The sequence below is a fragment of the Acinetobacter lwoffii genome (assembly GCF_022809915.1).
GTDB lineage: Bacteria > Pseudomonadota > Gammaproteobacteria > Pseudomonadales > Moraxellaceae > Acinetobacter > Acinetobacter lwoffii_M.
Genome location: NZ_JALGQY010000035.1, coordinates 1 through 14,212, shown reverse-complemented (window position 1 = coordinate 14,212; position 14,212 = coordinate 1). Strand labels below are relative to the sequence as shown.

10 protein-coding genes are annotated in these 14,212 nt (G+C 43.4%); 7 read left to right on the top strand and 3 right to left on the bottom strand.

All coding sequences use genetic code 11. The features are described from left to right. The first annotated feature begins 84 nt into the window (after positions 1–84). A complete protein-coding gene (locus tag MTX11_RS14115) occupies positions 85–603 on the top strand; it encodes a tetratricopeptide repeat protein (protein ID WP_243475403.1) in 519 nt (172 codons plus the stop codon). A gap of 35 nt (positions 604–638) precedes the next feature. On the opposite strand, the gene MTX11_RS14110 is transcribed toward MTX11_RS14115, so the two are convergent. Further along, the gene (locus MTX11_RS14110) at positions 639–1,667 is read right to left on the bottom strand and encodes a DUF4917 family protein (protein WP_224215610.1); all 1,029 of its coding nucleotides are present in this window, start codon (positions 1,665–1,667) and stop codon (positions 639–641) included. A gap of 223 nt (positions 1,668–1,890) precedes the next feature. On the opposite strand from MTX11_RS14110, the gene ahcY reads away from it, so the two are divergent. The 6 genes from ahcY to MTX11_RS14080 all read left to right on the top strand — a co-directional run bounded on the left by ahcY (position 1,891) and on the right by MTX11_RS14080 (position 11,844). Then, positions 1,891–3,273 carry an adenosylhomocysteinase gene (ahcY, locus tag MTX11_RS14105; RefSeq protein ID WP_005103920.1) on the top strand — a complete coding sequence of 461 codons (1,383 nt, stop codon included), beginning with the start codon at positions 1,891–1,893 and terminating at the stop codon, positions 3,271–3,273. Positions 3,274–3,455: 182 nt separating this feature from the next. Continuing rightward, positions 3,456–4,292, top strand: coding sequence for a methylenetetrahydrofolate reductase [NAD(P)H] (metF, locus tag MTX11_RS14100; protein WP_005103921.1), 837 nt, complete (start codon positions 3,456–3,458; stop codon positions 4,290–4,292). Positions 4,293–4,329: 37 nt separating this feature from the next. Then, positions 4,330–5,040 (top strand): 16S rRNA (uracil(1498)-N(3))-methyltransferase, encoded by a 711-nt coding sequence (locus MTX11_RS14095; RefSeq protein ID WP_243475402.1) that lies wholly within the window; start codon positions 4,330–4,332, stop codon positions 5,038–5,040. A gap of 177 nt (positions 5,041–5,217) precedes the next feature. Then, a complete protein-coding gene (locus MTX11_RS14090) occupies positions 5,218–8,094 on the top strand; it encodes a putative bifunctional diguanylate cyclase/phosphodiesterase (protein ID WP_243475401.1) in 2,877 nt (958 codons plus the stop codon). Between the two features lie 140 nt (positions 8,095–8,234). Next, positions 8,235–10,514 carry an NADP-dependent malic enzyme gene (locus MTX11_RS14085; RefSeq protein WP_243475400.1) on the top strand — a complete coding sequence of 760 codons (2,280 nt, stop codon included), beginning with the start codon at positions 8,235–8,237 and terminating at the stop codon, positions 10,512–10,514. Between the two features lie 94 nt (positions 10,515–10,608). Next, entirely contained in the window at positions 10,609–11,844 is a 1,236-nt protein-coding gene (locus MTX11_RS14080) for a multifunctional CCA addition/repair protein (RefSeq protein WP_224215613.1), read from the top strand. Positions 11,845–11,927: 83 nt separating this feature from the next. Here MTX11_RS14080 and epmA read toward each other — a convergent pair whose 3' ends face one another. Then, positions 11,928–12,902, bottom strand: coding sequence for an EF-P lysine aminoacylase EpmA (epmA, locus tag MTX11_RS14075; RefSeq protein WP_243475399.1), 975 nt, complete (start codon positions 12,900–12,902; stop codon positions 11,928–11,930). After that, positions 12,899–13,966 (bottom strand): 4-phosphoerythronate dehydrogenase, encoded by a 1,068-nt coding sequence (locus tag MTX11_RS14070; protein ID WP_243475398.1) that lies wholly within the window; start codon positions 13,964–13,966, stop codon positions 12,899–12,901. The genes epmA and MTX11_RS14070 overlap by 4 nt, the downstream gene beginning before the upstream one ends. Between the last annotated feature and the right edge of the window lie 246 nt (positions 13,967–14,212).

The window sequence follows — 14,212 nt, the reverse complement described above, 5'->3', positions numbered from 1 at the left end:
CAATCTCTTTAAAAAGCTGACTTTCGGATTGGCTTTTTTGCTTTAAACCTTTTAGTCTACGCACAATATTTTTGAGATGTTGATATGACCCAGCGTGTTTCTCCCTCTGCTGTCCTGACCAATCTTGCCTTAGCAGGCAATGCTGAAGCGCAATTTGAACTGGCTGAACTGTATATGCAAAGCGAGCATGATGATGACATCATTCTTGCTGAAGAATGGGCGTTGAAAGCTGCCAATGGCGGGCTGGTGGATGCAATGTACTGGTTAGGTGAAGGTTATACCGTTTATGCCAAAGAGTTAGCAGAAAAAGATCCTGAAGAATCCAAAGCTCACTTTGAGTTAGCCTATTACTGGTTAAGCAAGGCCAATATCGAGAAGCACCCTGCTGCGACTTTGGAGCTGGCAGGTTTTTACCGTCGTGGCGATGTAATTGAAAAAGACGTCGAAAAATCGATTGCTTTGGTAAAACAGGCTGCGGAATGGGGCGAAGTTCAGGCGATGCGTGATCTTGCATTTATTTATGCCAATGGTTTAGGCGTAGATGGCAATGAAGAACAGGCTGAGTTCTGGACTCAAAAAGCAGATGCTGCTGAAGCTAAATAAGTAAAAAAAAGCCCATCAGATGATGGGCTTTTTTTTTAAGGATTATTCCAACAACCTGAACTTTGGCTGTCAAAAAATTCTATTTCGATATTTGGAGCTACTTTTTCATTTTTTATAAGCCGATAAATTCGATGGCACTCTTCCTGATTATTTTGAAATATAGAAATAGCCACCTTACCTGATTGTTTGTTCTTAAATATCTGCTTTACCAAATGTGATTCCTGCTTGCCTAAGCTCCAGCCATAAATGACTAAATTAGCTTTTTGAGTTATTAAATCTGGTAGAACTTCATAGAAAATAGTACTCAAATAGGAACTACTTTTTATAGATTCAAGCTTTTTAGTTCCCGTACCCTCGGCAACAAATAAAGGAATTTTATTATCTTCCCATTGTGAAGTAATAACTTCTAACAAACCCTCAAAATCCCCTCTTTGAACTTTAGTTTCGGTATTTTTTGCATCTCTGAAAATAGATAAATTACCATGTTGATAAAGACTCAAAGTTACTTCTTTTTCCTTACGAATAGGATTTCTCAAATCTTGCCAATTATTTCTAAATAACCCGCTACCTTGAAAACAATCTTTAAATCTATGCCCATCTTCATTTCTATTTCCATACATTAAAATCCAATACAGGATTAAATCGTAATTAAGGGAGACTACTGTTCTAAATTGTTTTGTAAATTGATATAGCTGAGGTAATTGATCCGCGATATCAGAATGTTCACAATGAACTTCCTTCACCACTTTAATAAGAGCTTGTTTTATATTTTCGTAAGCTGAATCAAGTTTTTGATCAACTATTCCCAAATGCTTATTTATTAACTTCGCATGCCAAACCAATCGTAAAATTAATTCAAAATCAGATGTATCAAACTCAATAAAAAGTTTAGATATATCATCATTAAAAAGTCTTAATTTTTCAGCCTCTTCTTTTAAAGAATCAAAACGAAATTTTTGATGCAAAGCAACACTCGCCCCATTACCAATAATTAAATTGCCATTCTCATAATTATCCTTAATTTCAGCCCAGTCTTTGATTGCATACTCAAAACCATCAGTCATAGTTTATTCTCAAAATTTTCTTATTAGTCAGATATTAATCAATTTAGGATTGGAACAAAATCAATTTCCAAGTACAATACTGCGCTAGTCGAGGGATGCTGCGACGTTTTACAGGCATTAAATGTAAAATCGCTAGGCTCGACCATCGGTCAGACATTCGTTCTGATCAACAACGGCATCCGCGAACAGAACGATCCAATCTATTTTTTCCTAGGAGATCCTGATGAACGCGGTTACTGCTTCATTTACAGATTACAAAGTTGCTGATATTTCACTTGCTGATTACGGCCGTAAAGAAATCAAACTTGCTGAAGCTGAAATGCCAGCCCTCATGGGTCTGCGTAAACGCTACTCGGCAGCAAAACCACTTGCAGGCGCGAAAATTCTCGGCTGTATCCACATGACCATTCAAACAGCTGTTTTAATTGAAACGCTGGTTGAATTGGGCGCTGAAGTTCGTTGGACGTCATGTAACATCTTCTCGACTCAAGACCATGCTGCTGCTGCAATCGCTGCTGCGGGCATTCCCGTGTTTGCCTGGAAAGGCGAAACTGAAGAAGAATACATGTGGTGTCTTGAACAACAAATCAATGTAAATGGCACGCCTTGGGATGCCAACATGATTCTTGACGATGGCGGTGATTTAACACTACTTGTTCATGAAAAATACCCAGAAGTGATTGAAAAAATTCACGGTGTAACTGAAGAAACAACGACAGGTGTTCAACGTCTGTATGAAATGCTTCGTGATGGCACTTTAAAAGTTCCTGCAATCAACGTAAACGATTCAGTAACCAAGTCTAAAAACGACAACAAATACGGTTGCCGTCACTCACTGAACGATGCAATCAAACGTGGTACAGATATGCTTTTATCTGGCCGTCGTGCACTTGTGATCGGTTATGGTGACGTAGGTAAAGGTTCTGCGCAATCCCTTCGTCAAGAAGGCATGATTGTACGCGTAACTGAAGTTGATCCAATCTGCGCAATGCAAGCATGCATGGACGGTTACGAAGTTGTATCTCCATACAAAAATGGCGTGCAAACTGGCAAGAAAGAAGACATCAATGTTGACCTTCTTCAAAACACTGACCTTATCGTAACTACAACAGGTAACTACCACGTATGTGACGCTGCAATGCTTGATTCATTAAAAGCTGGTGCAGTTGTTTGTAACATCGGTCACTTTGATACTGAAATTGATACAGCTTACCTACGTGGCTACAAGTGGGTTGAAGTTAAACCTCAAGTACACCAGGTGTATCGTTCAGAAAATGAAAATGATTACCTGATCCTTCTTTCTGAAGGCCGTTTGGTGAACCTTGGTAATGCGACTGGTCACCCATCACGTATTATGGATGGTTCATTTGCCAACCAGGTATTGGGTCAAATGCATTTATTCGCTGAGAAATTTGCTGATCTTCCAGAATCTGAAAAAGCTGCACAAATTCGTGTAGAACTTCTTCCTAAGAAATTAGATGAAGAAGTTGCTGCTGCGATGGTTGCTGGTTTCGGTGGTGTCTTGACTCAATTGACTCAAGAACAAGCGGATTACTTAGGCGTTCAAGTTGAAGGTCCATTCAAGTCTGATGCTTATAAATACTAATTAAACTCCACCCTCTCCCTAACCCTCTCCCATAGGGAGAGGGAACATTCATTACCAAATGTATGTCATCGAGGGTAAATCCTCTCCTGAGCGTGCTTAAAGCACTGCTTTGAAGCTCAGCGCAAGAGAGGATTTAGGAGAGGTAAAACTAATTAAAAAGTATTTATAAAAAGGATTTGAACATGTCTAAACAGATTCCAATTTCATTTGAATTCTTCCCGACCAAAACTGATGTAGGTGCGGAAAAACTCAAAGTTGTGCATCAAGAGCTACAACTCTTAAACCCAGAGTTCTTCTCTGTGACCTATGGTGCTGGTGGTTCCACTCGTGAACGCACCCTGTCTACTATCAATGACTTTAATGGCAAAGGCGCACCTGTTGCCCCTCACTTGTCTTGTATTGGCGATGACAAAGCACGTATTGCTGAACTTCTAGACCTGTACAAATCTCAAGGCATTAACCGTATTGTTGCCCTGCGTGGTGACTTGCCTTCAGGCCAAGTGGGTTTGGGCGAATTACCTTATGCAGCTGATCTGGTTCGCTTTATCCGCGAACATTCAGGCGATCATTTTAAAATTGAAGTCGCAGCTTATCCGGAAATGCATCCACAGGCAGAAAGCTTTGACAAAGACATTCAGCACTTTGTTGAAAAAGTTCAGGCCGGTGCCAATGCTGCTTTAACCCAGTTCTTCTTCAATCCAGATGCTTACTTTTACTTTGTAGATCGTATCCAGAAAGCAGGAATCGATATTCCGGTTGCGCCAGGCATCATGCCAATTACCAATTCCAGTAACCTGATTCGCTTTGCTGATGGTACCGGTGCTGAGATTCCACGCTGGATTCGCAAGCAACTGGCAACTTATGGTGACGATACTGCCAGCATTAAAGCCTTTGGCCATGAAGTTGTGGTTAAATTCTGTGAGCGTCTACTTGCAGGTGGTGCGCCAAGCTTGCATTTCTACACCATGAATACTACTGACCCGACCCGTCAGCTGGTCACCGATCTTGGTTTAGCTTAAGCCCTTTATTTCACCGATTTTTTGAGTAGAACGATCAATGCCACGTTTTTATATAGATGCTGATTTAACTATTGATGTCAGCCTTGAGCTTACGGAAACTGTATTTCATCATTGGGTAAAGGTTTTACGCGCGCAAGTCGGTGAAAGCGCGACCCTGTTCAATGGACAGGGTGGCGAATATGACGTGACTTTAACCGAGGTTGATAAAAAATCAGCCACCGTCTCGGTCAATGCATTTAATCCTGCCAATCGCACACCAAAGTTCCAGGCTTTGCTCGGTCAGGTGATGAGTAAAGGCGACCGTATGGATTATGCGATTCAGAAAGCAGTCGAACTGGGCGTTTCCGAAATTCAGCTGCTGACTTCGGATCGTTGTGAAATGCGTTTAAAGTATGATCGCGACCAGAAAAAACTAGATCACTGGCAAGGCATTGCTATTGCGGCTTGTGAACAATGTGGTCTGAATATTGTTCCTAAAATTTTAGCGCCCATGTCACTTGAAAAATGGCTGGATACTGAACTTCCGAACACCAAACTGGTTTTAGCACCCAATAAAGATGAAACAGATGTACTGGCAGATGCGACTTTAGATCTTGCCCTGCTGATTGGCCCCGAAGGTGGCTTGAGTGAGGCAGAAATTAGTGCCGCAAACCAGAAAGGTTTTCTCAACTGGTGTATCGGCGAGCGTGTACTACGTACCGAAACTGCTCCTGTTGTTGCCCTGTCAATTTTGAATTATGTGCTTTAGTTCATCGGATGGGTAAAAATTTGTCTTTAATTTTGTTGATTTTTATTTTTAAGACATCTAATCTCGACTAAAGAATAACAAATACTTATTAATTGATTTCACACATTTCCTGGGGTTTTTATAACAACAATGCACAAGGACGAAAACCGTTTAGGATGAATACAGGCATTGAATCACATGGTTGATAATCAGGACGACTATATTCAACAGCATTTACATGATGCTCAGATTGCGAACACGCTTCGTCATAGTCGCTATTTTTTGCTCAGTATAATGGTGATCTGCCTTTATATTTTTTGTATTTATCACATTCAATATAGCCCGTCTAATACGTATTTTAATACCTGGTTTATTCTGACAGAATTTCTGGTCAGCATGTGTTGGCTGGTAAGTACGCTGTATTTTAAACCTGAACAATATAACCAGAAAAGTGCACACCGCTGGTTACAGATACAGAGTCTGGCTGTTGGCATCAGTATCGCGGCAGGTATTTTTACGATTTATTATTATTTGCCACAGGCCAATCCTGCATTTGAAGATATTGAAGCACTGACCTTGTCTGCCTTGTTGCTGATTGTTACCCAAGCTTTCGGTTTAACCTACCTGACCCAGAAACTGAGCTATTTTTGTCTGGTCTTTTTGCCGTCCTTATTCCCTTTTTTACTGTCACAGCTTGACCATGTCGGTCATTCCAATCCCTTTTTTGGTCTGGCCTTAAACTTTGCGCTCATAGTGATTCTGCTGTGCGCGACAAGTAGTTATCGAATTCACAGCCGCACCTCACGTCTGTATGCGGAAAATGATATTTTGGTGAAAAATGCAGAACAGCAAGTGCATTGGACTGATGAACTGTGCCAGCAACTCAAAACTGAAGTCAATAAATCCAAAGATATTGAACAGCAATTACAGCTCAGTAACCAATTGCTGGAGCAAAAAGTACGGGAACGTACCTATGATATTGAACAGATCAATTATGACCTGAAGAATCAGCAGCAGAATCTAAAACTTGCACATGAAATTGCCGGTATTCGGCCATGGGACTGGAATATTCAAGAGCGCAGCATCACCTTAACCAATCATAAAGACGAAAAGATTCTGCGCGATTCCAAAGATCATCATCTGCAATTACAGTATCTGATTCACCCTGAAGATCTGGCCTATTTTAAGCGCAATATGAAGCAGCATCTGCGTGGCCAGATTGAACGCTATGATGCCACTTACCGGATCAAGCTCAGTGAAGGTGGCTGGAGTTGGGTACATGATATTGGCCGGGTGATCAGTCGTGATCCTAAAAATAAAAAACCCTTGCGTATGGTGGGCATCCGTCGTGATATCCAGCAGGAACGTCTGTCTCAAGAACGTTTAAAGCTGGTGGCCAGTGTACTGGAACAGGCTGCGGAAGGGATTTTCATTCTGAATCCTGAATTAGATTATATCGATGTCAATCCTCACTACGAATACTTGAGCGGTTTTGAGCGTGACGAGATTATCGGTAAATCCTTATTTGATATTGCAGTGCAAAATAAATCCCAGCAACGTACTTTTCAGGCCAATATTGTCAAACAGATTCAAAAGATTGGCTCTTATGATGGAGAGGTTTATGCAAAATTTCTGTCTGGTAAAGAGTCGACCTTATGGCTGCATATTAATGCCGTGACTGATGATGAAGGCAGGATTACTCATTATATTGGTATCGTATCAGATCTGACTGAACGTAAATTACAGGAACAGCGCCTGTCCTATCTGGAAAATTATGACACGCTGACTGACTTACCGAACCGCTTTTATTATAATTATCAGCTGCATCAATATCTAGTTTCGCAAAAAGACTCGATTAAAGAGATAGCTGTGATTCGGCTTAACATCGACCGTTTCCGGCCATTAAATGAATACCTGTCCAATAACGGCGGTGATGAACTTTTACGCCAGGTGGCGCAGCGGCTGCGGATGACCAATGCAGAAGCGCTATTTGTGGCACATCTAAATGGTGATGATTTTGCGATTCTCTATGAAATCTCACATATTCGCCCTTCAGTTCAACACCATTGTGAACGCATCGCTCAGGCCTTTAGCAGACCATTCAATATTTACGGTCAGGATCATGTGATTACCCTGTCCATGGGCGTGGCATTCTATCCTGATCATGGCCGTCAGCTAGATTATTTAAATAACTGCGCCGAACAGGCATTGAATGAAGCCAAAAATCTCGGTGGCAACACTATTCATTTTTATTCCAGTGAAAATAATGCTTTACAGAACAAAGGGGTTTTCCTGGAACGTGATTTGCGCAAAGCAATCCAGAATAATGAACTGGTGGTGTATTATCAGCCAAAAATCAATTTCAGCGATCAAAGCATTTATGGCTTCGAAGCGCTGATTCGCTGGAACCATCCAGAAAAAGGCATTATCGCACCAGGCCTATTTATACCGTTAGCTGAACAGACCAGCCTGATTTCAGACATTGGCCGTCTGGTGATCCAGCAGGCCGCTAAACAGATTCGCCAATGGAATGATCTGGGCTTTAATCATATTTGTGTATCAGTCAATATCGTGGCGCAGCAATTGCGTCGTGGTCAATTACTTGATGATCTGGACCAAGCCATTGCAGACAACCATATTTCTGGCGCCAGCCTGGAGCTGGAAATTACCGAATCTTCTTTAATTGAAAATTCGGAAGCGGTCAAAAACCTGCTGAATGAAATTAAACAGCGACATATTCATATTGCCCTAGATGATTTCGGTACAGGTTATTCTTCTCTCTCCTATCTTGCTGATTTTCCAATTGATACCTTAAAAATTGATCGCAGTTTTGTTTGCAAGATTGGGGAAAACAAACAGGCAGCGATTGTCAGCGCCATGGTGGCCATGGGTAAAGCCATGGGCATGACCGTGGTCGCGGAAGGGATCGAGACTGAAGAACAGCTAGAATATCTACGTGATTTAGACTGTGATATTGCCCAGGGTTACTTATTTTCCAAACCGCTTCCTGAGCAGGATGCAACCGCTTATTTAGTACGAGACAAGACGCATCAGACTTATATATCTCAAGTCTAAGTCCATACCCGAGCACAATAAGTTTGTTGGAAAAACGGCCGTCTTTGTCTGTCCGAACTGGCCAACAAATGGTATATTCAGGAACATAAATAAATTTTTTGCCCGCTGACCGGGTAATCTTTACAACGATCGAGAGACTGATGGACGAACAATCTTTAAAGCAACAGGCCCTTTACTATCACGAATTTCCTACCCCGGGGAAAATCAGCGTTACACCAAGCAAACAATTGGTCAACCAACGTGACTTGGCCCTTGCTTACTCGCCTGGCGTAGCTGCACCATGTCTTGAGATTGAACGCGACCCTTCAACTGCTGCATTGTATACGGCTCGTGGTAACCTGGTTGCTGTCGTGACCAATGGTACTGCCGTGCTTGGCCTGGGTAATATTGGTCCTTTGGCTTCTAAACCTGTTATGGAAGGTAAAGGCGTATTATTCAAAAAATTTGCTGGCGTTGATGTATTCGATATCGAAATTGCTGAAAATGATCCAGACAAAATTGTGGATATTGTCGCTGCATTAGAACCGACTTTCGGCGGGATTAACCTTGAAGATATCAAGGCGCCAGAGTGTTTCTATATCGAGCAAAAATTGCGTGAACGCATGAATATTCCAGTATTCCATGATGATCAGCACGGTACTTCGATTATTGTCGGTTCTGCGCTCCTCAACGCGTTACAAATCAACGGTAAAAAAATTGAAGACATCAAGATCGTGGCTTCAGGCGCGGGTGCTGCTGCACTGTCTTGTTTAAATCTGCTTTGCGCTCTGGGTGCTAAAAAAGAGAACATCATCGTTGCCGATTCACGCGGTCTGCTGACTACACATCGCGAAGGCCTGGATGAATCTAAGAAAGCCTATGTACAAGACATTGAAGCTACTCAGCTTGGTGACGTGATTTCAGGTGCAGACATGTTCCTTGGTCTTTCTGCTGCGGGCATTTTGACCAAAGAAATGGTCAAGGTCATGGCTGAAGATCCGATCATCTTTGCCTTGGCGAACCCGGATCCAGAAATTCTGCCTGAACATGCGCATGAAGTTCGTGATGACGTGATCATGGCAACTGGCCGTTCTGACTATCCGAACCAGGTGAATAACGCACTGTGCTTCCCGTACATCTTCCGTGGTGCATTGGACGTTGGTGCAACCACTATTAACGAAGAAATGAAAATTGCCTGTGTCCACGCGATTGCACGTATGGCACACGTTGAAGCTGATGCGGCAACCTATGGTGAAAAATCGGCATCATTTGGCCGTGAATACCTGATTCCGGGACCACTGGATCAACGTTTGATTCTAGAAATCGCACCTGCTGTTGCACAAGCAGCCATGGATTCTGGCGTGGCAACACGTCCAATCACGGATTTCTCGCATTATCGTCAACGTTTGTCTGAGTTTGTCTACAACTCTGCATTCATGATGAAACCGATTTTCGAACAAGCCAAATCTGATCCTAAACGTATTGCTTATGCGGAAGGTGAAGACCTGCGTGTACTTCGCGCAGTTCAAATTGCGGTAGATGATGGTTTGGCAATTCCAATTCTGGTGGGTCGCCCAGCTGTAATTGAAGCCAACATTAAAAAATTGGGTCTGCGTCTTGAAGATGGCGTGAATATCACGATTGTTGATCAGGAAAAGAACCCGAACTATGAAATGTTTGCAGACGATTATTACAACATCATGCAGCGTAAGGGTGTAACGCCTGAATATGCACAGCGTGAAGCACGTCGCCGCTCTACCCTGATCGCAACGATGCTTGTGAAACATGGCATGGCAGACGGTATGCTGTGTGGTACGTATTCAAGCTACGATATTCACCTGGACTTCGTCAGCAACATCATTGGCAAGAAAGATGGTCATAACACTTTCTTTACCCTGAATGCCTTGATGCTTGAAGACCGTAACCTGTTCATTGCCGATACGTATGTCAATACTAATCCAACGGCTGAACAGCTGGCTGAAATGACCATTCTGGCTGCTGAAGAAGTTCGCCGTTTTGGTATGACACCACGTATTGCCCTGCTTTCTCATTCAAGCTTTGGTTCAGACCAGCATGATGCCAGCGCGCAAAAAATGCGTAAGGTATATGACATCCTGTCTGAAATCGCGCCCGAGCTGGAAGTTGAAGGTGAAATGCACGGTGATGCTGCTCTGGATGAAAACATTCGTCAGTTTGCATTCCCGAATTCACGTTTCAAAGGCTCTGCAAACTTGCTGATCATGCCGAATCTGGATGCAGCCAATATCTCGTTTAACCTGTTAAAAGCAACTTCAGGCAACAACGTAACGATTGGTCCAATTCTTCTAGGTGCTGCAAAACCTGTGCACATTTTGACGCCGACTGCGACTACGCGTCGTGTGATCAACATGACTGCACTGACTGTTGCAGAAATCCAGCAAGCGGAACAAGATGCACTTTAAGCCAATGACAAGATAACGACGCATCAGCCTCGTTTCTTAACTTGAGAAAACCTCTATTCTGTAGCATGATGCTTGTAAGAATAGAGGTTTTTTCATGCAAGTTTATTTAGTAGGCGGCGCAGTTCGAGATCATTTGCTCGGACACCCCTATCACGAAAAAGATTATGTGGTTGTTGGTGCAACTCCCGCGCAAATGCTTGACTTAGGCTATCAGCCCGTAGGCAAAGATTTCCCTGTTTTTCTACATCCCCAAACAAAAGAAGAATATGCACTGGCGCGTACCGAACGTAAATCTGGCACCGGTTATCATGGTTTTGAGTTTCATACCGATGTCAGCGTTACGCTAGAGCAGGATCTGATTCGTCGCGATCTGACCATTAATGCCATGGCCATGGATGATGCCGGCCAGGTTTATGATCCTTATGGTGGTCAACAGGATCTGGAAAAGCGGATTCTACGTCATGTTTCCGATGCTTTTGTCGAAGATCCATTACGCGTGCTACGCATTGCCCGTTTTGCTGCCCGTTATACCAGTGCAGGCTTTGTGATTGCCGATGAAACTTTGGCGTTAATGCAACGCTTGACTGAATCTGGTGAATTAAATGCCTTGACACCGGAACGCGTCTGGAAAGAAACTTCCCGTGCATTATCCGAACGTCATGCTGATGTGTATTTTGAAGTATTACGCGAGTGTGGTGCTTTAAAGGTACTCTTCCCTGAGATTGACGCCTTATATGGCATTCCGCAACGACCTGAATATCATCCGGAAATTGACTGCGGCATTCACACGATGATGTCCTTGCAGCAGGCATGTCGTCAAAATTATAGCCTGGATGTACGTTTTGCCGTTTTAGTGCATGACTTAGGAAAAGCTTTAACGCCGGTTGAAGAATTACCGCGACATATCATGCATGAAGAGCGTGGCATCAAGCCAGTGAATGAACTGTGTGACCGTTTAAAAGTGCCGACGTATACCAAGCAGCTGGCTTTGGCGGTGTGCAAAGAGCATCTGAAATGCCATCAGGCCTTCAATCTTAAGCCGGGAACCTTATGGCGATTATTGCAACGTCTGGATGTGTTACGTCGCCCTGAACGTGTCGAAGCTTTCGTCCAGGCGTGTGAATGTGATTCACGTGGCCGTCTAGGTCTGGAAGATCGTGCTTATCCACAAGCACAATATGTCCTCGATGCCATGCAAACCGTACGCGCCATCAAGGCACAAGACCTGCCTGCCGATATTCAGGGTCCGGATATTGGTGAAATGCTGATTGAACGACGGATTCAGGCACTCGGTGAACTCAAAGCACAACAAACCGTAGCGATTGAATAATAAAAAAGCACCCTCGGGTGCTTTTTTAATAGCTTAATTTCTCTTTATCACAAAAGGAATTAAGAAATATTGGATCAGTACCATCAGGAAATATCTGCCGGAAAAGTAATCACTTGCTCCAGTTTCATTTGATTGGTTGCAATCATCAACAAACGGTCAATTCCAAGGGCAATTCCAGAACATTCCGGCATATTCGGTAAAGCTGCCAATAGATATTTATCGATCGGCACGACATGCAAGCCCAGCTTGGCCCGTTCTGCATTATCCGCCTCAAAGCGCGAACGTAATACGTCAGCATCAATCAGTTCATCATAAGCATTGGCCAATTCTAAACCTTCGATATACAATTCAAAACGTGCGGCGACCAGTTCACCATCTTCATCGGTTCGGGTTTTGGCCAGTGATGCCATTTCAGGGGGGAAATCAGTCAGGAATACTGCAGTATCAAAACCCAGACTAGGTTCAACCATATGTGAAAATAACAGGTCGATATAACCGAGACGATCCTCGCCTAAATCCAGATTGAGTCCAACGCGGCGGCAGCAATCTTTCAGTTCCTGTAAAGTGGCTTGAAGTGGATTGAGATCCAGACGATCCATGAAAGCATGTTTATAGCTTAGAATGGTCGGACGTATTTCGCCAAAACGTGCTTTCAAGGTCACATTCAACAGATCAGATACTTCAAACATCAAATCTTTTAAACTAAATCCCGGACGATACCATTCCAGCATGGTGAATTCGCTATTGTGCTTACGCCCATGTTCATCATCACGGAAGACTTTACAGACTTGATAAATGGGTCCAGAGCCACTGGCCAATAAGCGTTTCATGGCAAATTCGGGTGAGGTCTGCAAATAATGTGTATGCGCTTTACCCAGCACATGGCGCTGGGCCTGTACCGAGGCTAAATGCACATCAGTCACACCGGCTTGAGACAAAATCGGTGTTTCGACTTCTAATACATCGCGCTCAGCAAAAAACTGACGGATTTGACGATATAAATTCGCCCGCGCGTGCATGGCTTGAAGGTCACAAGTGGGTTGATACGTCATCGTCATGCCTTCGGCCCACCATGTGCTGCCCACTCACGACGCAGCGGATAGGTTTTACGTAAATGATCAAATGCCTGCTGATCGATTTTGCCTTCTTTGAGACAGGCACGTAGATTGGCATCATCACGAGCAATGTCATAAATTTGGGATAAATGCTGTTGCAATGCCATTTTTACATCCTGCCCCTGAAAAAACTGCTCACAGATAGGCAGCTGGGATTCAAACTGTTTATTGGCTGCAAAACCGAAAGTTTGACAAAAAGCTTCGTAAATCATCTGGGTACCACGTGCCTTGCCTTCCAGGCTATAGCCGGCAATATGCGGAGTCACCAAAGTCACCAGATTCAGAAGTTCTGCTGAAATCAGCGGTTCGTGTTCAAAAACATCCAAAATTACGGGGCGTTGTGTCGCTTTAATATCTTGAATTAAGGCAGTTTCTTCAATCACTGGCCCACGCGCTGAGTTAATCAGGATCGCGTCAGGCTGCATTTTTGCCAACGCAGTAGCATTAAATAAATGATAGGTTGGATATATGCCTGTTTTGGTTAAAGGGACATGAATTGAAACGGCGTCCGCCTGCTGCAGCAGTTCATGAAATTCGACTTGATCAACCTGCTCTCTTTGCACAAAAGGATCGCAACCGATCACGCGCCAGCCCAAGAGCTTCGCCATATAAGCCAGTCGGGTTCCGACATTACCCAAACCGACAATACCCAGGGTAAATGTCGTATTGGCATCGAGTAATTCAGGACGTACCTGCAATAATGCGGTAATGACATATTCAGCCACTGCTTGCGCATTACAGCCGGCTGCATTACTCCACTGAATCCCATGTTGTTCTAATGCAGCAATATCCAAATGATCTGTACCAATGGTGGCACTGCCCACAAATTTGATCGAACTATTCTGTAGCAGTACTTCATTGACCTGAGTCACTGAACGTACCAGCAAGCTATCGGCATCTTTGACATCATCTGCGCTTAAGGTTCGCCCTGCACAATGTTGAATGTCACCAAATTCGGAAAAGAAATAATCGGTAAATGCCAGATTTTCATCTGCGACAATTTTCATAATGAGATCCATATGATGCTTGGGCGTATGATAGCGCGTTGACGCCTCTGACTCTATATTTGGCCGATACGTCCATTTTTCAAGATTTTATGAATTAAGTTCAGGACTGAAGAATTTAATATTCAAGATCTGTAGCCTAAAAAGAAAAACCCCAATCTTTCGACTGGGGTTTTTAAAATTTGGCGGAAGCGGTGAGATTCGAACTCACGGAGGACTCACACCCTCGTCGGTTTTCAAGACCGGTGC

What these genes read in the sequence shown, in the direction of transcription:
- metF (WP_005103921.1), top strand. Translation starts at nt 3,456, where the DNA reads ATGTCTAAACAGATTCCAATTTCATTTGAATTCTTCCCGACCAAAACT.
- epmA (WP_243475399.1), bottom strand. Translation starts at nt 12,902, where the DNA reads ATGACGATGACGTATCAACCCACTTGTGACCTTCAAGCCATGCACGCG.
- MTX11_RS14080 (WP_224215613.1), top strand. Translation starts at nt 10,609, where the DNA reads ATGCAAGTTTATTTAGTAGGCGGCGCAGTTCGAGATCATTTGCTCGGA.
- MTX11_RS14085 (WP_243475400.1), top strand. Translation starts at nt 8,235, where the DNA reads ATGGACGAACAATCTTTAAAGCAACAGGCCCTTTACTATCACGAATTT.
- MTX11_RS14110 (WP_224215610.1), bottom strand. Translation starts at nt 1,667, where the DNA reads ATGACTGATGGTTTTGAGTATGCAATCAAAGACTGGGCTGAAATTAAG.
- MTX11_RS14090 (WP_243475401.1), top strand. Translation starts at nt 5,218, where the DNA reads ATGGTTGATAATCAGGACGACTATATTCAACAGCATTTACATGATGCT.
- MTX11_RS14070 (WP_243475398.1), bottom strand. Translation starts at nt 13,966, where the DNA reads ATGAAAATTGTCGCAGATGAAAATCTGGCATTTACCGATTATTTCTTT.
- MTX11_RS14115 (WP_243475403.1), top strand. Translation starts at nt 85, where the DNA reads ATGACCCAGCGTGTTTCTCCCTCTGCTGTCCTGACCAATCTTGCCTTA.
- ahcY (WP_005103920.1), top strand. Translation starts at nt 1,891, where the DNA reads ATGAACGCGGTTACTGCTTCATTTACAGATTACAAAGTTGCTGATATT.
- MTX11_RS14095 (WP_243475402.1), top strand. Translation starts at nt 4,330, where the DNA reads ATGCCACGTTTTTATATAGATGCTGATTTAACTATTGATGTCAGCCTT.